The following is an 18,951-nucleotide window of genomic DNA, read 5'->3' as shown; positions in this document are numbered from 1 at the left end:
CCCGGCCTCCGACGACCGCCGGCAGCGGTCGTTCGACGGCGGTCCCGCCCGTGCGGTTATCGTGCGGCGCGCGCGAGCTGGCGTTGCTCGCCGAGCCCTTCGACACCGAGGCGCACCGTCTGGCCGGCCTTCAGGAACACCGGGGAGGGCTTGACGCCCATGCCGACGCCCGGCGGCGTGCCGGTCGTGATCACGTCGCCCGGCTGCAGCGTCATGCAGCGCGACAGATAGGCGATCAGCTGTGCAACGGTGAACACCATCGTGCGCGTGTTGCCGTTCTGATAACGGTGACCGTCGACTTCGAGCCACAGGTCGAGACGCTGCGGATCGGGCACCTCGTCGCGCGTGACGAGCCACGGACCGACCGGGCCGAACGTGTCGAAGCCCTTGCCCTTGTCCCACTGGCCGCCGCGCTCGATCTGCCACTCGCGCTCGGATACGTCGTTGACGACGCAGTAGCCCGCCACGTAATCGAGCGCGCGCGCTTCGTCGACGTCCTTGCACGTCGCGCCGATCACGACGCCCAGCTCGACTTCCCAGTCCGTCTTGACCGAACCCTTCGGGATCTCGATGTCGTCGTTCGGGCCGCAGATCGAACTCGTCCATTTGCCGAACACGACCGGCTCCTTCGGCACCGCCATGCCGGCCTCCGCCGCATGGTCCGCGTAGTTCAGGCCGATACCGATGAACTTGCCGACCTGCCCGACACACGCGCCGATGCGCGGCTCGCCGGACACGAGCGGCAAGGTGGCCGCATCGATCGCGCGCAGCCGCGCGAGGCCCGCGTCGGACAGCACGTCGCCGGACAGATCCGGCACATGCGCGGACAGGTCGCGAATCCGGCCGTCCGCGTCGAGGATTCCGGGCTTTTCCTGGCCGGTCGGACCATAGCGAAGCAGTTTCATCGTGCTCAACCTCTGTTGTCGAATTTGACAGGATACCGGCGCGCGGCATTTCGCGACCGCACGCCGGGCTGAGAGTCGATCGTCGATTACGCGCGTCGGGGCCGCCTCCGGCATGCCGTCCGACGCGCGAGACTCGCGCGGGCGCAGCGATCGTGGCGCCGCACGGAGGTGCGGCGCGCGTCGAACGGGCGGCCGCCGGTCTGCGCATCGGCGACGACGGCCCGGCACCCGCGACAGGATCCGGCCGATACCGGCCGGCTTCACGCGCGGACCGCACCGTCGCTGGCCCACCCAGCCTTTGTACCATCCGCCGCGCACCGTGAAATGACACGCGACGGATACCCACTATAGGCATGCCCCCCGGTCGCCGCGGCGCAGCATCGCGGGCATCACGGCATCGTGGACGTTCAACTTGCTTTCAAAAACCTGAACCACTTCACCTGTTAAGAATACTGGGTATTCGGGGCTTCCCTGTCATCCCGGGAGGGAATCAATCCGTTCTTGTTCGGTAACGATCGGTAAAAAGACGCTGCATTGCACACTAAATGTTTGTTGTTAAGCTCAAAAAGATGGCTTTCGCGCCATATACGGGATCGACACAAGCGAGTTGCAGAATTGGTCAGCGTGCGTCGCCAACTGATCGAAAGCAATCCTCCAACCTTACACCGACAATGCAAACAACCAACGACCTGCTTCCCGGCTGCGACGCTCGGGAATCGACGGGAGCAATCGACCGCTATCGCGCGCCCGCGCTCGACAAGGGTCTCGACATTCTCGAACTCCTGTCGGAGCAGAAAGAAGGCCTCACCCGCACCGAAATCACGAAGGAGCTCGGCCGCAACGCGAGCGAGATCTACCGGATGCTCGAACGTCTCGTCGCGCGCCGCTACGTGATGCGCTCGACGGGCGGCGACCGCTACACGCTCAGCCTCAAGCTGTTCTCGCTCGCGCATCGGCATCCGCCGATGAGCCGGCTGATTGCGGAGGCATTGCCGCTGATGCAGCGTTTCGCCGACACCTCCGAACAGTCCTGCCACCTGTCCGTCTACGATCGCGGCAACCTGCTCGTGATCGCGCAGGTCGACGGGCCCGGCCCGTGGGGCGTGTCGGTCCGGCTCGGCTCGCGCATCGGGCTCGCCGACACGGCGTCGGGGCGCATGATGCTGTCGTTCCAGGGCCCCGAGCAGCGCGCGCACATGCTCGCCGAACATCGCAAGGTCAAGGGCGAAGCGCCCCTCAACGAGCAGGAGCTCGCGACGGCATGCCAGGCCATCCGGCAGAGCGGCTACCTGCGCCAGGACAGCCGCCAGGCACACGGCGTGACCGACCTGACCGCACCGATCCTCGGGCCATCCGGCCATGCGATCGCGGTACTGACCTGCCCGTACATGCGCCGGCTCGATGCGCACCTGGCGCCTTCCGTCGACGTGGTCGTCGCAGAGCTGCGCGACACGGCCGCCCATCTGTCGATGTGCCGCACCGAGACCTGCTGACGCACGGGCTCGACGAAACGCACCACCGGGGACGCGAGCCCGTCTTGCCGCCCCCGGTCGCGTGCAACGCCGGTGCGACGCTCGGCGCTACGCTAGAATAGCGGCCCTCTCAAAAACAACGGCGGCCGGTTGTCGCGGCCGTCGTGTCCGATGGATGTCATGGCCAAACTTCTGAACGATCAAGAATTCCAGCGTTTCTCCGAACTTCAGCAGAAGCAGGCAAGCTTCACGATCACGCCCGAGGAGGCGGACGAGCTGCGCGACATCGTCGCGCGCGCGCAGAAGAAGCGCGACGACCGTGCCGCCGCGATGCAGGCGATCGAGAACTACATCGAGCAGTTCGACATCACGCCCGACGAACTTTTCTCGCCCGAGCAGATCGGGGACGCGGCCCGCACCTACGGGCTCATCACGGCGACCAAGAAGGAACGCACGCTGCCGCCGTCGATCACGTTCAACGGCAAGCCGTACCAGTGGACCAAGACGCTTCCGGACGACGTGCGCGGCGCGCTGTTCGACGCGTTCACGTCCGGCGAATCGGTCAAGCGCTTCATCGCGATGCCGAAGGACATTGCGCGCTGTGCGCTGACGATCGCCCGCCTCGAGCGCGAAACCGGCGCCGTCTACGCCGATCCGCACCTTGAGGAACTGGCGATTTCGCGCGACCAGGTGAACGACGCGGCGTCGAAACTCGCCGCCTGAACGCGATCGCGGGCACGGTTCATGCGTGCCCGCCCCCGTGTGCGATGCCGGCCCTGGCCGGCGCCGCACCTGCGGGAGCCATCCGCCCGGATGCTCCCGAAAAGCCTCACCTTGGCGTCCCGCAGGCTCTCACCAGTACCTCCCGAAAAAGCTCACCAAAGGCTCCCGGAGACACTCACCGAAGCCTCCCGAATGCCCTCACCGACGCTTCCCGCAACCGCTCACCCATGCTTCCCGGAAAGGCTCACCAGCGCCTCCCGCAGGTGCTCACCGGCTGCTCCCGGGAAGGCTCACCGAACGCTCTGGATAGCGCTCGCACGTGGCTCCCGAAAAATCTCACCTTTGTGACGATTGTGAATTTTCGGGAGGAACGAAGCGACGAATGTGTACGCACGCATCGAGCCGAACAGACGCGTAGTTCGTGTATCGCGCCATGCTGCACGCCTCCTCCGGTACCGCGAAAAACCGACTCGCTCCGTGTACAACAGGCGCCGGCACGTTGGTGTGCGCTTTGTTCGCTGTGCAACACCCAAACGATCTGCATTCCTGATCGTTTGTGGTCGTCATCCGCCGTGCAGGCCGGAGACATCGGCGGGTTCGCGACGTCTGCCGCATGTTGCGGCATCCGGCAGACGCTACGGCTGCAACTTCATCCTGAAGCCCACGACGCCGGGCTCCTCCGTCGTCGCTACGGCAAAGCCGCATGCTTTCGCGAGCGAGATCATCGCCGAATTCTCGCGCAGCGCCTCGCCGATCATCCATGCGGTTCCGCGTGAGCGCGCATAGTCGATGATGCGGGCCATCAGCAGCCGGCCCAGCCCCTTGCCCTTCTGATCGGGCCGCACCGCGATTGCGAATTCCGCCGTCTCGTTGTCGGGATCGGCCACCGCGCGCACCACCGCGAGCGTGTGGTCCCGCCCCGACACATCGGTAAACGACACGATGAAGGCCATCTCGCGGTCGTAGTCGATCTGCGTCATGCGCGCGACCTGCGAGTGATCGAAGCTGCGCACCGCGCCGAAGAAACGCATGCGCAGATCGTCCGGCGTCATCGCGCCGAGCAGTTCGTTGTGCGCGGCCTCGTCTTCCGGGCGGATCGGCCGGATCGTCACCGTCTCGCCGCGCCACTCGAGTGTCTGTTCCAGGTGCCGCGGATACGGCATGATCGCGAGCCGGCTGCGCCCCGCGGCCAGCGTGACGCGCGGCGCCATCACCTGTGCGCGGTCGGGCAGCACGCGCAGCGTGACCGACATCGCAACGACTTCGCGCACATCGCACACGACCTGCGACAGCGCGGTCAACGCGTCGAGCGTCGGCTCGACGGGCGTGCTGCGCGCATATGGCGAGCGCTCCATCACCGCGCGGGCGAGCACGGTGTTCAGCGGCGGCAGGCCGTAGACGACGAACGGCGCCGATACGCCGTCCGCGGGCGGCACGGCATACCGGAACACCGGGCCGAAGTTCGAATCGTCGTACATGTCGACCGTGACATCGACGACTTTCGTTCCGGCCGGCTCGACGGCCGGTTCGCCCTGCAACCCGAAATGCGACAGCCAGCGCAGTGCGGCTTCGCCGGTCAACTCGTGCCGGCCGGCCTCGACCATCCGGCGCGCGTCGGCCTGCGCGGAGGCCACGCATTCGGCCGGCTGCGGCGGCGTGCCCTCGGGTGTCTGCATCAGCAACTGCCGCCCGAGGTTGTAGTCGACGAGACGCGCATACGCGCGCGCGAGCCGCTGCGGCGTCGTATGCACGGGAATGCCGTTCTCGTGCAGCGCATCGCGTGTCGCGGCGTCCACCGAACCGAAGAAACACGCGAGGATGCCGCGATGCGCGTACTGCCGCGCTTCGATCAGCGTACGCGCAACCGCATCGGCCGGCGCGCTGTGCGAAGTCGAATGGACGACGAACAGCGTGCCCGTTTGCGGAAACGGCGCGAGCGCCTTGATCGCCGCGGCGAAGTGTTCGGGCCGGGCATCGTCGCCGAGCGTCAGCGGATTGCCGGGCGCCGCGAGGTGCGGCAGCGCGGCCGATACGGCTGACGTGACCGCGGGCGACCAGTCGGCCAGCACGTCGCGAACTTCGGCGACCGCATCGACCGCGAGCTTCGCGACGCCCGCATCGCTCGTGACGAGCGTTGCCGCGCCGCGCGCCGTGACGCGGCCGACGCCGAGCGTCTCGATCTCGTCGAGCAGATCGTCCAGCGCATCGACACGCACCATCCCCGCGCGCTGGAATGCGGCCGTATAGAGCGCGTCGCCGGGATCCGCGCGACCGGTGCGCAATGCGAGCACCGGCTTGTTGCGCGCGGCCGCGCGCGCAGCCGACATGAACTTGCGTGCGGCGCGCACGGTATCGAGTTCGAGCAGGATCGCGCGTGTGCCGGGATCGCTCGCCAGATAGTCAAGCACGTCGCCCGCATCGACGTCGGACTCGCCGCCGAGCGCGACGACATGCGAAAAACCGAGACCGCGCGCGCCGGCCCAGCCGAGCACCGCGTTCGTCAGCGCGTTCGATTGCGACACCCACGCGACGCCGCCCGGGCGCGCCGTATAGGCCGGCGCGCCGAAATGCGCATGCCGCGCGGGCGACAGCACGCCCAGGCTGCCGGGCCCGACGATGCGCAGCACGAACGGCTTCGCCGCCTTCAACGTGCGGTCGAGCGCGGCGCGATCGGCGTCGGTGCGCGCGTCGCCGACGATCACCGCAACGCGCGTGCCGAGCTCGCCGAGCTTGCGCACGATACCGGCCCAGGTCGCGGGCGGCGTGCAGATCACGGCAACCGACGGCGGTGCGGGCAGCCGGTCGACATCGGCGACGACCGCATGCCCGTGGAGATCCCGATATTTCGGGTTGACGGGCCACACGGGCCCCGGGAACGCGCCGTCGAGCACGCGCGACCACACCATCGCACCGATACTGCCCGCACGCGACGACGCGCCGACGACCGCAACGGACTTGGGCTGGAACAACGCATCGAGATGGCGAACGGTCACATGGGCTCCCTGCGGTAACGAAAGACGGCCCGATCGGGATGCGGCACGGACAGGCCGTGCGCCGATCGGAGCGAACTCCAAGCATAGGCGAAGCGCATGCGGCTGCCTATATGCCGAACGGACGACTGTTCGACGAGCGTCAACGCTCGCACCATGGGCCTGCAACCTGCTTGCGGCCCGACATCGCCGCACGCCGACCAAGCACCTTCGCCAGGCGCGCACGGTGCAGCCAACATCGCGCAATTCAGCGCCCCTTTCCTCAAAGGTGAGGATTTACAGGAGCCATGGTGAGTATCTTCGGGAATTGCTCGACGTCACGCGCCGCCGCGCGAAAGGTGATGGACATCCGCGCGATGCGCGCACCGCGAGATTGGCAAATGCAAATGCGCACGTGCCGCGCAATTGCGTGGCTGTTTGCCGGAATTCGCCGCGATATGCCGTCGAATCGCGATGAATTCGCAGAACGGAATCCGCCGATTGCGCGGCGCATGACTTCGACGTGTCGGCAGCAATGGCGCGACGCATTCACAAAAACAAAACGGTGCGGCGGCCGAATGGCCGTTCGCACCGTCGGTCGACACGTGAAAGGTGAGAGTTTTCGGGAGTCAGTCCTTGATCAGGAAACGCTCGCGATTCTTGCCGAGCCATGTCGGCGATCGCCCGCGGCCACTCCAGGTTTCGCCCGTCTTCGGATTCAGGTATTTGGGCGGCAAGTTGCGCTTCGGCTTCGCGGCGGCGGCCGCCCCTGCCGGACGAAAACCGAGTTCTTCCGGCGTAATGTCGTATTCCTCGATTTTCGCTCGGATATCGGCAATCGCATCGGCAATCGCCTTCTCGCGTTCCTTGTCGATCTTTTGCTGAAGCCGTTCGAGCTGCACGGTCAGTTGCCTGTAGGTCGCCATATCGAGGGGACTCCGTGAGTGTCATACGTGAAAAACAGCGGATTTTCAGCAAACAGAAAAACGCTTCCCGATGCGAGGCGCCTCAGCCGGTCATGACGGGATCAATAACCGCTTTTCTTCTTGCACGCGAAGAGAAGATTTCGTGTGGCGTCATCGCTCGACTGCTGAAGTACTTCGAAATCCCCGTTGCAGATCGCCCGGGCATTGTCCGTGCAATTGCTCCAGTCGCTGCCGGTGCACTGCACCTGCGTGGTCGGGCGCCCGTCCGAAGTGAACAGCGGCGCGCTGCCGCCGCACCCGCCGAGCCCCGCAACCAGCGCCAACATGACGGCCGCTCGAGGCCACCGACAGACCGAGGCAAGCATGTGTTTCATTGTTCTTCCCGTCAACCGTTTTTTGAATGTCGCGAGTATGCCATGTGCGGGCAGCCCGCCGTCAGTTCGGCGTGCGCCCGGGCTGCCCGCGCGCCTTGTAGGGCAAGCTCCGGCGCGGATCGTCGGTGATGCGAACGAACACCTGCTCGACGTCCGGCAGCGCCTCGAGCTCGCGTTGCAACGCCTGGCGATCGAACGCGGCATCGGCGCATCCTTCCACATAGATGAAACGCCGCTGTACGGTGATCCACAGGCTCGTGCCGCGCAGCCGGTCGGAGCCGGCGAAACGGGCCTTCGCGGCGTCGGCGATCGGTGCGTCGTACATATACGAGTTCGGCTTCGTGCAGCGGTGCGCGAGCCAGCAGGTGGTGCCGCGCTCGGCGCGGTAGTGCGCGTCGTCGGTCATCTCGGCCCGGGTCATCCATGGGCCAAGCGGCAACGGGCATTCGGCCACCTCCTGCGACAACGCGATGAACGGATCGTTGTACCAGTTGCGCCGCGCCTCCGGCGCGTCGGCGTCGCCGGACTGCGCGAACGCCGAGGTCGCCAGCAACATGGTCAGCCACCCCGCGACACCGATCCGCTTCATCCTGCACTCCTGTTCGATGCGTCGGCTATGGCCGCATCCACATTGCCGATCGGCCTACCGGTCGATTCCCAGCGCCGCCAGCTTCTTGTAAAGCGTCGCGCGACCGATCCCGATGCGCGCGGCAGCTTCGACGACCTTGCCGCCGCAGGCCGCCAGCGCATCGGTCAGGTACTGGCGCTCCCACTCCGCCAGCGCGTCGGCATACGTAACGGCCGGCCCCCCGGATGCTTCGCCCGTACGCCGCTCGGCCGGCGCCACAGCCGCCCGCTGCACGGGCGACGCCCCGTCCGCCGATACGCGCACCGGCCCGAGGAAGGGCGCGAGCGCCCGCGCATCGATCACCGAGCGGTCCGACAGCATCAGTGCGCGTTCGAGCGTATTGCGCAATTCGCGCACGTTGCCCGGCCACGGATACGCGCACAGCATCCGCAGCGCATCGTCGGTCAGCTCGCAATGCGCGGCACGTCCGTGCTGGGCCGCCAATTCCTCGAGCGTCGCATAGACAAGCGCCGCGATGTCGGACGCCCGCTCGCGCAGCGGCGGCGCATGGATCGTCAGCACGTTCAGCCGGTAATAGAGATCCGCGCGAAATCGCCCGGCCGCCACCAGCGCCGGCAGGTCAGCCGACGTCGCGGCGATGATCCGGACGTCCGCGCGCACGATCCGGTTCGAGCCGACCGGCTCGAATTCCTTGTCCTGCAGCACGCGCAGCAGCTTGCCCTGCAACGGCAGCGGCATGTCGCCGATCTCGTCGAGAAACAGCGTGCCGCGATCGGCCAGCTCGAACTTGCCGACGCGCCCCTTGCGGTCGGCGCCCGTGTATGCGCCGGGCGCCGCACCGAAGAATTCGGTTTCGAGCAGCGTGTCGGGAATCGCGGCGACGTTGACGGTCACGAGCGGCTGGAGTGCACGTGCCGACGCCGCGTGGATCGCATGCGCGAGCAGTTCCTTGCCGGTGCCCGTCTCGCCGAGCAGCAGCACCGGCGAGTCGACCTGCGCGGCGCGGCGCGCCTGGCGCTTGGTTTCGAGGCTCGCGGCACTGGTGCCGACGAAGCTCGCGAACGTGTATTTCGCGCGGCGCGCCTGCGCGAGCGAACGCTGCGTCGCGATCAGTTGCTGCTGGAGCTGTGCGTAGCGGGAGAAGATCGGCGTGAGCGTCTTCAACTGGTCGAACAACGCGAACCCGATCGCGCCGACCGTCTCGCCGGCCTCGTTCTTCAGCGGCAGGCGCGTGACGACGAGCGGCTCGCGGCCCGTCTCCATGATATCGAGCAGGATCGGCTGCCCGGTCGACACGACTTCGCGCATCAGGCTGTTCGGAATCACGGCCTCGCAGTCGAGGCCGACGGCCTGCTGCGGGTCGGCAAAACCGAAACGCGCCGCATACCGCTCGTTCATCCACACGACGCGCGCGTCGCGATCGACAACCACCGTTCCCGCGCTCGAATCCTCGAAGGTCCTGAACAGCGACTCGGCGGCGCGCCGCAGCACATCGCCGTAATTGACCGGCAGGCGGGCCCAGTCATTCATCATCGTGTCGTCGTCTCCGTGTATCGTGGCCCGGCTGTCTCCGGATCGGGACGGATTATCTCATTCCGGAGACACCCCGCAATGCGTTGTCCGGGAAAGCCCTCCCCCCATTCACGGGCTTGCAGGGGGGCCATATCGTCTCCGGACAGAGACGTTTTATGTAGAATCGTCAGACATTGGCCGGCGCGGGCCCGCCGGTCACCGCCGGACCCATGTCCGGCGGCGCAATGCGGCCGATGGCACGAAACCTGCACGAACCTGAGCCGGTCCGCGGCGCATCGCGCGATCGAACAACAACCAAAGCCATTAGGAGACTCCCTTGTCTTTCGTGATCGTCCTCGCCGCGCTGGCGTTCCTGATGTTCGCCGCGTATCGCGGCTACAGCGTGATCCTGTTCGCGCCGATCGCCGCGCTCGGCGCGGTGCTCCTGACCGACCCCGCCGCCGTCGCCCCGGTCTTCTCCGGCATCTTCATGGAGAAGATGGTCGGCTTCGTCAAACTGTATTTCCCGGTGTTCATGCTCGGCGCGGTGTTCGGCAAGGTGATCGAACTGTCCGGCTTCTCCGAGTCGATCGTCCATGCGGCAATCCGCTACATCGGCCGCTCGCGCGCGAATGCGGTGATCGTCGCGGTGTGCGCGCTGCTCACCTACGGCGGCGTGTCCCTGTTCGTCGTGGTGTTCGCGGTCTATCCGTTCGCGGCCGAACTCTATCGGCAAAGCAACATCCCGAAACGTCTGATGCCCGGCGCGATCGCGCTCGGCGCGTTCTCGTTCACGATGGATTCGCTGCCGGGCACCCCGCAGATCCAGAACATCATCCCGACCACGTTCTTCAAGACGACCGCCTGGGCCGCGCCCGCGCTCGGCACGATCGGCTCGCTGTTCATCATCGTCGTCGGCCTCACGTATCTCGAATGGCGCCGTCGTTCGGCCATGGCGAAGGGCGAAGGCTACGGCACGTCGCTCGTCAACGAGCCGGAGCGCGTCGAGGCGAAGTCGCTGCCGAATCCTGCACTCGCGATCCTGCCGCTGATCCTCGTCGGCGTGTCGAACTTCGCGTTCACGAAGCTGATCCCGCAGTGGTACGGCGCCGCGTCGTACACGGTCACGCCGGAAGTGCTGCCCGGCGTGCATGCGCCGGTCACGACGTCGATCAAGACGGTCGTCGCGATCTGGTCGGTCGAGGCCGCGCTGCTGCTCGGCATCGTGCTGGTTATCCTCACCGCGTTCAAGCGCGTCAGCGGGCGCTTCGCGGCCGGCTCGAAGGCCGCCGTCGCCGGTGCGCTGCTCGCCGCGATGAACACCGCGTCGGAATACGGCTTCGGCGGCGTGATTGCCGCACTGCCGGGTTTCCTCGTCGTCAGCGATGCACTGAAGAGCATTCCGAACCCGCTCGTCAACGCGGCCGTGTCGGTCAGCTCGCTCGCCGGTATCACGGGCTCGGCGTCGGGCGGCATGAGCATCGCGCTCGCCGCGATGTCCGACCTGTTCATCAAGGGTGCGCAGGCTGCCAATATCCCGCTGGACGTGCTGCACCGGGTCGTCGCGATGGCCAGCGGCGGCATGGACACGCTGCCGCACAACGGCGCGGTCATCACGTTGCTCGCCGTCACGGGCCTCACGCACCGCGAGTCGTACCGCGACATCTTCGCGGTCACGATCATCAAGACGCTTGCGGTGTTCTTCGTGATCGCGGTGTACTACACGACCGGGCTCGTGTAACACCCGCGGCGGCCCGGCTCCGGGCCGCCGCTGTCTGGCCCGCTGTCAGGCCTACTATCCCGCCCGCAGTCCGGCCGTATCGAAGCGGCCGGCATCCCGCACGACTCCTCCCCTTTTTCGCCGGCCGCCGTTCAACCCCATGCGCCCGCGCACCGATTGTTGTCCCCAGCAAAACACTACGTTGGCCGCTGCGGCATTTTTCGCGCGTCGGGCGAGGCCTACACTGCTTTCGACGGTCACCATGTGCAATCGGCGCCGTCGACAACATGGAGGTATCCGCTCATGAACCCGCTGATCCGCACGATCGCCCTCGCGGCCGCATTCGCCGTTCCCGTCGCCGCGCAGGCGCAAGCCAGCCAGCCGCTCACGCGTGCGCAAGTGCATGCCGAAGTGGCGGCGCTGAGGAAAGCCGGCTTCCAGCCGAGCGACTGGTTCTACCCCGCCAGCATCCAGGCCGCCGAGTCGAAGATCGCCCGGCAACAGGGCACGCCGCGAGCCGCGGGCGCCGGATACGGTAGCGGCGGCCCGTACTCGACGGGCCAGTAATCCGGTATCGAACGTGTGAGCCGCGCTCGCTCGGCGTGGCGTTCCCGGCTCGCGCGGCACGCGTCGATCGTCCCGCTCAGCGCGGCTCGATGCTGGCTTTCGCGTAGGAGCCGCGCTCCAGTTCCAGTATTTCCACGCACAGTTGCAGATGGGTGCCGGACGGCGCGACGACGTGCCGTGCCAGTTCCGCCAGCACCTGCTCCGAGAGTTCGCGCTTGACGTCGATCGACCGGCCGCTCAGCACCGCGAGCTTCGCATGAACGAACGCACGCGGCGCCGGCGACGTGCCGACCGCAAAGATGTCGAACCGCAGCGCGCGGCTCTTGATGTCGAGTTCGTCGAACTGGCCGGATGCGGACAGCGCGGCATTGAGTGCGCGCAGGGTCGCGCCGGCGTCGAACCCGTCGAGGTTCGCGGAATATTCGAGCGTCAGATGGGGCATGGTGTCGGTGGCCTCGTTGGTATCGGGAAAAGCGCCGGCCGGCATCCCGAAAGCCCACGCAGCGCCACCGGATGCTATGCCTTGACCGGCTGGATCAGGCGTGCGCAGGCGCTTGCCTGCGGATCGCCGGCGGGCAGTTTCCCACAGATGCCGTCGAACTGCTTCGCGATCGACCTGACCGACGCATCGTGCGCGCCGGCGCTGCGCCAGCGGTTCAACTGCGTGACGACCTTGGTCAGCGCGCGCAGGTTCGCACCGTAGAACGCGTCCCGGGTCTTGTCCGCCTGGGCCAGCACGCTCGCCGCAATCCCTTCGATGCGCGCCGAATCGTCCGGTGCCAGCTCGACCGCATTCGCAAAATAGGTCGCGCCCCAGCGCAGCTTCGTCGCCGGCCCGCTCGCGGAGTCGTACGCCTTGCGATACCACTCGAGCGCCGCGGCCTTGTCACCACGCGCCTTCGCATTCGCGGCCAGCCCGGACATGAAGTAATACGGCGTGGACGAGCGCGGCAACTCGGCCTTCAGCAACGCATCCGACTCGTCGTACAGCCCGGCGTCGGTGAGCGTGTCCGCGCCCTCGCTGACGAGCGCCTGGCGCTCGTATGCATTCGCGGCCCCCTGCACCGATGCGGCAATCTGCCTCCGCACGGTATCGGCCAGCGCCGGTGCGGCCGGCGGCGCGCCCTTGCGCGCGTCGCCGCCCGCGAGCAGCACGCGGCCATGCAGCGCCATCAGCCGGTCGATCGACGACAGCGTGGCGTCGGTCGACAGGCGCGCGAGCGCCGTGTCGTATGCGCCGCGCAGTTTCGCGCGCTGCGCGTCGTCGCCGCCGAGATACGCGACCACGCGTGCGGGCGCCGCGACCAGCACGTCCGAATCGGCCCGCGACAGCACGGGGTCCTGCAGCACCGTACGGAGCGAATCGGCGAGCGCCGCCTTGTCGAGCGCGCCGGCCTGAGCCGGATCGTCGGACGCGGCAACCACGGCCGACTTCAGCGCGAACCTCGCCGCATCGGCCCTGGCGCCGGCCGCCCGCGCGCGTTGCGCGAGCGACTGCAGCGTCACGGCGACGCGATCGGCCGGCACCGGCAGCGCGCCGTCGGTATCCCACGAATAGTCGGCCAGCAGGCGCCATTCGTCCGGCGTCAGCGACGCGCCGTTCTTCAGCGCCGTCGCGAGCGTCTGCCGCACCGGATGCGCGGCGGTCATCCCGAGCGACAGCGCCTGCATGTAGCGATCGAGATCGGCTTCGCCCGGCAGCCGGGTCACTTCGGTGCCGTCGGGGCGGAACAGGATCATCGTCGGATAGCCGTGCACCTTGAAACGCTCGCCGAGCTTCTGCGCGCTTTCCGTATCGCCGTCGAGATACACGGGCACGAAGAACGACGAGCGGGTCTTGAATGCCTGCTGGCTGAAGATCGTCGACTTCACCTGGTTGCACGACGGACACCACACCGCCCCCCAGTAGAGAAGCAGCGGCTTGCCGGTGCGCTTCGCCAACGCGAAGGCGGCGTCGACGTCGCCGTGCTGCCACGCGATGCCGGGCGGCAGATGCGCGCCGTCGGACGATGCGCTCGCCGCCGGGGCGCCGGCCGGCGTGGCAGCGGCAAACGCCGCACCCGCGGCGGCGAACAGGCAGGCGGCAGTCAGATTCCGTAGAGCGGTTTTCATCGAAGCGGGTTCCGTTGAGAGAGACGGTTACGGGAAGATGCGATGCGCGCCGGGCCGGGCGGGTCATCGCGCCCCGGGCATCGTGCAACTGCGGATTCGCGCGCGAAGCGACGAGGATGGCGGTGAAGCGATGCAACGCATCGACATGCGGCGCAGGCCGCGAGACGGCTGCACGTTGCGCTCGGCCTTCGGCACGACAGCCAGGCGAACACCGGCCGAAGCGGCCGGCAAATCCTTTAACGATACGATCGGCGCGGCCGGCAGGAAACGAACGAATTCTCGAATCGATATGACGCGCGGCAGCACGGCCGCATACGCGGCGGCGCAAGCATCGACATGACGGCCGCGACGACGTGCAACCGTGGCGACAGGCGCTTCGGGTCGCAACACGCGTGCCGTCACGGCCGCCCCTTGATCCGCGCCATGTGATACACCGACACGAGTACGCCGTCGCGCAACGCGAAATCCGGCGATTCGCCTTCGATCCGGAAGCCGTGCTTCTCATAGAGCGCGATCGCCGCGCGGTTGTCGACGAACACGCTCAGCTCGAGACGCGTGACGCCCCACCAGTTCTCGGCAAGATCGATCGCGGCCGCGAGCAGCCGGCTGCCGATGCCGCGCCCGTGACAGGCCGCGTCGACCATCATGCCGAACCACGCCACGTGACGCCGGCGCGGATTCGGCTCGGAATGCAGGCCGAGATGGCCGACCACCGTGCCGTCGATTTCGGCGACGAGACTCGTGCCGTGCTCGCGCACACCGTCGAGCCGCTTCTGCCATTTCTCGAACGACGGGAACGGATGCTGCAACGTATTCATGTAGACCGCGGGATGCGCGGCGATTTGCCGGATCGCGTCGACGTCGTGCGTCTCGCTGTGCCGGATCCTGATGTTGGTCATGGGTGGGCCGGTTCCTGAAAGTCGCGCCCGCGGCGCAGACTGCGCCTATGCGCAGCAACGTGTCGAGCTTAGCCGATTTCACGCATTCGAAACACGGGCATCGTACCGTCATGCGATGCCGTTGCTCCCGCAACGACATGCGGTCGCGCCACGTCGCCAGGCTTCGGAAAATCCTGCCGGTTCCGGGTATGGCGATCGGTTGTTCCGCCGCTTCCGTCACGCGTCGCCCTCATTCGCATCGTTGCGTACGCAACACCACGCGGGTAACACACAATGCCGTGTCTTCATCGGCATCCGTATCGACTTCGCGAAGAAACCGCCGGCGTTCGACACGAGGGACGATCCCGTTCGCCTGCCGGAGAACCCCGCATCGAAGATGACCGCGTCCGCGTTCGTCGACATTCCGAACAGTGTCGCCCGCGGCACGACCCGAAGGAAGCGCCGGGCGCGCGACCCGGCTTCGTTGAAAGCGGCGGCGGTGCGCCCCCCCCCCGGCAATCAATCGTGCATCAGCACGTCGAACAACAGCGACCCATGCACGGATCGCCGAAAGGATGTCTACGGCCGGCCTGAATAAAGGCCGAGGCTGACCGCATGGCCGCTCGACTGCGACGGGAACGACGGCTTCGTCGACCACGTGCCGCCGTCCAACACCGGCGACACGCGCACAGGCGGCCACCAACTTCGCCATGGAAAGCCACGACCTCATGCCGGCCACGTCGAGCCGTCGACGACCGGCAACCGACGGCCATCCATCCGCCCCGAGCCAGCGCACGCCGACAACAGCGGTAAATATGACCTGCAGGCACCAGTACCGGGCCTGAACCGCCATCGCCGCCGCTTCGCCCGCGATCCGGGCCGCGCGGCCGCTACCTGCCGTCCCATCCGGCAGTCCGCCTCGCCCCCGCGCGCCCAAGCGGCCACCTCCACCGCCCCCCCCGGCGGCTACCCGACCGCGGCGGCAGTACGGGTCGCTTCACGGTGACGCCGACGCGGCCCAACGGGCCACCACCACCACGGCCGCGACTGTGCCCGATCCAGCCGAGACGCCCGCCCGGCGGGGGTCAAACATCAGAAGGATAGGTGGTTCAGCCCTCATTTCACCCCACGAAAATGCTCCGTCTTGCGGCCCGTTCGCGTTAAACTGCGTCAAGCTGTATTCAACAAAGACACCTTCGCCATTACGGCATCCACGACACGAGGATAGGTTCGATGCGCACTACCGGCTCATCCGGGGCAATGACCCTGCTCACCGAACACGACCCGGCCGACGGCCGCGAATTGCGCTCGCTCCGGCTCGAAGCGACCGGCGACGGCAAGAGCGTGCTGCTGATCGAGATCGACGAACGCAAGCCCGGCATTCACCGCGAAGTCCGCTACGAGATCACGCCGGCCGAACTGATCGCCGCGATCCGCTCGCACGGCGCCGAGCTGCCGGGCGAAAACCACGGCGCCGCGTCGCTCGCCCGCACTCCTTCATGATGCCGAACGGTGAGCCGCGCAGCGCGCGCCGGCTCACCGACATCCCCCTGCCGCCGTCAGGCGCTTTCCAACATTCCCGCCGTTGTCTTGAAAAAGGCCGATAATCGGCCCATCTGCATTTCCCCCTACGCTTTTCCCTTTCGGTCGCCTGTCATGCTCCGTGACCTCGTTGCCCAGTACGGGCCGCTTCTCGTCTTCGCCAACGTGCTCGCGGCGGCCATCGGCCTGCCGGTGCCCGCGATGCCGACGCTCGTGCTGTTCGGCGCGATGTCGGCGATGCACCCGGCGATGATCGGCTCGCAGCTCGTGACGGTGGTGGCGTTGTCGGTGCTCGGCGCGCTGATCGGCGATACCGTCTGGTACGTCGCCGGGCGGCGCTACGGCGGCACGACGCTGAAGACGATCTGCCGGCTGTCGCTGTCGCGCGATACCTGCGTGAGAAAGACCGAGCGCTTCTTCGGCCGCTACGGCGTGCGCGTGCTCGCGGTCGCGCGCTTCATTCCCGGGTTGTCGCTCGTGTCGGTGCCGATGGCCGGCGCGCTCGGCACGCGCTATCGCACGTTCGCCGGCTACGACGCGCTCGGCGCCACGCTGTGGACGATCGTCGGCCTGGTGGCGGGGCTCGTGTTCTACCGGCAGATCGACTGGCTGTTTGCCGGCGCGAGCCGCCTCGGCCGCGCGGTGCTGCTGGTCATCGTCGCGCTGCTGGCCGTCTATGCGGCGATCCGCTGGATGCGCCGCCGCGCGCTGATCCGCCAGCTCGCCAACGCGCGGATCGGCGTCGACGAACTCGACCAACTGCTGCGCGACTCGGCCGCGCCGGTCGTGCTCGACGTACGCTCGCCCGAACATCGCAAGCTCGACCCGTTCGCGATTCCCGGCGCGCAATTCGCCGACGAGCGGCGGATCGGCGACATCGTCGCGCGCTATCCGCTCACGCAGAAATTCGTCGTGTATTGTTCGTGCCCGAACGAAGTGACGGCCGCCCTGATGGCGAAGCGCCTGCTCGACGCAGGCTTTACCGACGCGCTCGCGCTGCGCGGCGGCCTCGACGCGTGGCGCGATACGGGCCGCCAGCTCACGTCGCTCGTGGAAGACATGCCGGCCGCGAACGATCCGGTCGCGGGGCTGCACCGGCCGGCCTGATCGCCGCGATCGAAGGCCGGCCGCACCGTGCGGGGGCGCATGCGCCCCCTTCGATCAGAACGCGTGCAACGGCACGTTCACGACCAGGCGGCACTCGCGGTTCGTCGCGTCCGAGTAGTGCGCCGAACCGTTGTGCCACATCGCGATGAACGTGACCTTCGTGTCCTTCAGCTTGCCGCTCTGGAACGTGTACGACGGGATGAAGCCGAACTCGTGGTGACGGCCCTGCACCGGCGCGCCGTTGCTCCAGTAGATGCTCGACTTGGTCGGGTCGTTCGCCGCGCCCACGCTGGCGTCCGCACCCCAGCCCGTCACGCCCCAGAACATCGCCTTGAAGCCCGGCAGGCCGGCTTCCTTGCCGTAGAACGTGTAACGCAGCTGCAGCGACTTTTCGTGCGGCGCGTTGTAGTCGACGTCCATCGAGTTGGTCAGGAAGATGCCGTTCGTTTCGTTCAGGTAGTCGAAGAACTGGTCGCCGAGCACCTGCTGGAAGCCGAGCAGCAGCTCGTGCGGGCCATGCTGCGCGGCCAGCGACAGGCTGTACGCGTTGTTGTTGATCTTGCCTTGCAGCGCATCGCCCGTGTCGTGCGTCGAGTAGACGTTGCCGAAGCCCGTCCACTTGATCGTCTGCGGGCTGCCGATGCTGTGCTTCACCGACGCGTAGTACTGGCGCCACACGTCGTCGGCCTGGTTCGCGTACAGCGCGACTTCGCCGTTCGGCGAGTAGTCCCACGTACCGCCGACGTACGTCAGCCGGTTGATACGCGTGCCGCCGTACTGCGTCGTCAGGTTGGTGAGCGTCGTGTGACCGCGTGCGTCGGTCTTCGTGAAGCTGCCGGCCTCGAGCATCACGTTCTTGAATTCGTTGCTGACGACCGTCGTGCCGAGGAACGTCGGCGGCAGCGCGCGGTTGTCGTGCTGCTCCATGAACGGGTTGTCGACGGCCTGCAGACCGTACTTGAACACCGTGTTCGAGATGCGCGCCTTGATGTCGTAGATGCCCGGGTAGGCCCATGCGAGCTGGTTGCCGCCGCCGCCGCCCTTCGCGATGTGCACCATGCTGCCGGCGCCTTCGCCGCCGTCGAGCTTCAGTGCCGCGTACAGCGATGCGTCGAAACCGATACCGACCAGGCCGGTCGTATAGCCCGACTCGAAGTTCGCCATCGCGCCCTGGACCCACGCGTGGCGATGCGGCCCGCCCTTGCTGTCGAGCACGTCCGAATAGTTGCGGAACAGGAAGTCGAGGTGGCTGTCGGCGATGAAGCCCTTCGACTTCGACTGGGCCGACGGCTCGTCGGGCGGCGTGACGGCCTGGGTTGCTTCGGCGTTGACAATGGCGTTCGGGGTCGTTGCCTGCGCAACGGTCGTGCCCGTGCCGGCGGCAGGGGCAGCCTGCGCGACCGTCAGCGGTGCGGGAGCCGCGTCGTCGGCGCGCGCGACGCCCGTCAGCGACACGCCGGCGAGCGCCGGCAGCCCCCATGCAAGCAGCATCTTCGATGCCGTCCCGATCGTCTTCTGCTTTTTCATCTTGATTCTCGTCTTGTGTTGATATCGT

At 67.3% G+C, this 18,951-nt stretch carries 18 protein-coding genes; 8 read left to right on the top strand and 10 right to left on the bottom strand.

Annotation, left to right across the window (positions count from 1 at the left end):
- Window positions 1-56 precede the first annotated feature (56 nt).
- Complete coding sequence (locus tag GQ57_RS06325; RefSeq protein WP_034197406.1) at window positions 57-905, bottom strand: ureidoglycolate lyase; 849 nt, start codon at window positions 903-905, stop codon at window positions 57-59.
- A gap of 671 nt (window positions 906-1,576) precedes the next feature.
- Here GQ57_RS06325 and GQ57_RS06320 point away from each other — a divergent pair.
- Both GQ57_RS06320 and GQ57_RS06315 read left to right on the top strand, forming a co-directional pair.
- Window positions 1,577-2,398: an IclR family transcriptional regulator gene (locus tag GQ57_RS06320; protein ID WP_034197405.1), complete on the top strand. Its 822-nt coding sequence runs from the start codon at window positions 1,577-1,579 to the stop codon at window positions 2,396-2,398.
- Between the two features lie 150 nt (window positions 2,399-2,548).
- The gene (locus GQ57_RS06315; RefSeq protein ID WP_031400297.1) at window positions 2,549-3,100 is read left to right on the top strand and encodes a hypothetical protein; all 552 of its coding nucleotides are present in this window, start codon (window positions 2,549-2,551) and stop codon (window positions 3,098-3,100) included.
- A 635-nt stretch (window positions 3,101-3,735) separates the two neighbouring features.
- Here GQ57_RS06315 and GQ57_RS06310 read toward each other — a convergent pair.
- The 5 genes from GQ57_RS06310 to GQ57_RS06290 all read right to left on the bottom strand — a co-directional run bounded on the left by GQ57_RS06310 (window position 3,736) and on the right by GQ57_RS06290 (window position 9,491).
- Window positions 3,736-6,093 (bottom strand): GNAT family N-acetyltransferase, encoded by a 2,358-nt coding sequence (locus GQ57_RS06310; RefSeq protein WP_034197404.1) that lies wholly within the window; start codon window positions 6,091-6,093, stop codon window positions 3,736-3,738.
- 605 nt (window positions 6,094-6,698) lie between these two features.
- On the bottom strand, window positions 6,699-6,995 hold the full coding sequence (locus tag GQ57_RS06305) for an H-NS histone family protein (protein WP_034197403.1): 297 nt from the start codon (window positions 6,993-6,995) through the stop codon (window positions 6,699-6,701).
- Window positions 6,996-7,096: 101 nt separating this feature from the next.
- Window positions 7,097-7,369 (bottom strand): hypothetical protein, encoded by a 273-nt coding sequence (locus GQ57_RS06300; protein ID WP_031400300.1) that lies wholly within the window; start codon window positions 7,367-7,369, stop codon window positions 7,097-7,099.
- 61 nt (window positions 7,370-7,430) lie between these two features.
- A complete protein-coding gene (locus GQ57_RS06295) occupies window positions 7,431-7,958 on the bottom strand; it encodes a BON domain-containing protein (RefSeq protein ID WP_031400301.1) in 528 nt (175 codons plus the stop codon).
- 54 nt (window positions 7,959-8,012) lie between these two features.
- The gene (locus GQ57_RS06290; protein ID WP_031400302.1) at window positions 8,013-9,491 is read right to left on the bottom strand and encodes a sigma-54 interaction domain-containing protein; all 1,479 of its coding nucleotides are present in this window, start codon (window positions 9,489-9,491) and stop codon (window positions 8,013-8,015) included.
- A gap of 316 nt (window positions 9,492-9,807) precedes the next feature.
- Between GQ57_RS06290 and GQ57_RS06285 the strand changes: the two genes are divergently transcribed.
- Entirely contained in the window at window positions 9,808-11,211 is a 1,404-nt protein-coding gene (locus tag GQ57_RS06285) for a GntP family permease (protein ID WP_031400303.1), read from the top strand.
- A gap of 282 nt (window positions 11,212-11,493) precedes the next feature.
- Window positions 11,494-11,757 carry a DUF4148 domain-containing protein gene (locus GQ57_RS06280; protein ID WP_034197402.1) on the top strand — a complete coding sequence of 88 codons (264 nt, stop codon included), beginning with the start codon at window positions 11,494-11,496 and terminating at the stop codon, window positions 11,755-11,757.
- Window positions 11,758-11,833: 76 nt separating this feature from the next.
- Here the strand turns inward: GQ57_RS06280 and GQ57_RS06275 are convergent, their stop codons facing one another.
- Together GQ57_RS06275 and GQ57_RS06270 are read right to left on the bottom strand one after the other, a co-directional pair.
- Window positions 11,834-12,199, bottom strand: coding sequence for a 5-carboxymethyl-2-hydroxymuconate Delta-isomerase (locus GQ57_RS06275; RefSeq protein WP_034197431.1), 366 nt, complete (start codon window positions 12,197-12,199; stop codon window positions 11,834-11,836).
- Window positions 12,200-12,273: 74 nt separating this feature from the next.
- Window positions 12,274-13,869: a thioredoxin family protein gene (locus tag GQ57_RS06270; protein WP_034197401.1), complete on the bottom strand. Its 1,596-nt coding sequence runs from the start codon at window positions 13,867-13,869 to the stop codon at window positions 12,274-12,276.
- 130 nt (window positions 13,870-13,999) lie between these two features.
- On the opposite strand from GQ57_RS06270, the gene GQ57_RS41400 reads away from it, so the two are divergent.
- Entirely contained in the window at window positions 14,000-14,209 is a 210-nt protein-coding gene (locus GQ57_RS41400; protein ID WP_152603203.1) for a hypothetical protein, read from the top strand.
- A 58-nt stretch (window positions 14,210-14,267) separates the two neighbouring features.
- On the opposite strand, the gene GQ57_RS06265 is transcribed toward GQ57_RS41400, so the two are convergent.
- Window positions 14,268-14,768 (bottom strand): GNAT family N-acetyltransferase, encoded by a 501-nt coding sequence (locus GQ57_RS06265; protein WP_034197400.1) that lies wholly within the window; start codon window positions 14,766-14,768, stop codon window positions 14,268-14,270.
- Between GQ57_RS06265 and GQ57_RS41395 the strand changes: the two genes are divergently transcribed.
- The 3 genes from GQ57_RS41395 to GQ57_RS06250 all read left to right on the top strand — a co-directional run bounded on the left by GQ57_RS41395 (window position 14,758) and on the right by GQ57_RS06250 (window position 17,396).
- A complete protein-coding gene (locus tag GQ57_RS41395; protein WP_152603202.1) occupies window positions 14,758-15,345 on the top strand; it encodes a hypothetical protein in 588 nt (195 codons plus the stop codon). The two genes, GQ57_RS06265 and GQ57_RS41395, sit on opposite strands and share 11 nt — an antisense overlap.
- Before the next feature lie 635 nt (window positions 15,346-15,980).
- The gene (locus tag GQ57_RS06255) at window positions 15,981-16,250 is read left to right on the top strand and encodes a hypothetical protein (RefSeq protein WP_012493620.1); all 270 of its coding nucleotides are present in this window, start codon (window positions 15,981-15,983) and stop codon (window positions 16,248-16,250) included.
- Window positions 16,251-16,403: 153 nt separating this feature from the next.
- The gene (locus tag GQ57_RS06250) at window positions 16,404-17,396 is read left to right on the top strand and encodes a DedA family protein/thiosulfate sulfurtransferase GlpE (RefSeq protein WP_034197398.1); all 993 of its coding nucleotides are present in this window, start codon (window positions 16,404-16,406) and stop codon (window positions 17,394-17,396) included.
- Window positions 17,397-17,450: 54 nt separating this feature from the next.
- Here the strand turns inward: GQ57_RS06250 and GQ57_RS06245 are convergent, their stop codons facing one another.
- Complete coding sequence (locus tag GQ57_RS06245) at window positions 17,451-18,923, bottom strand: OprD family outer membrane porin (RefSeq protein WP_031400310.1); 1,473 nt, start codon at window positions 18,921-18,923, stop codon at window positions 17,451-17,453.
- Window positions 18,924-18,951: the final 28 nt, after the last annotated feature.

Source organism: Burkholderia sp. MSh2, assembly GCF_000731655.1.
GTDB lineage: Bacteria > Pseudomonadota > Gammaproteobacteria > Burkholderiales > Burkholderiaceae > Burkholderia > Burkholderia paludis.
This window is presented reverse-complemented; position numbering and strand designations above follow the sequence as displayed.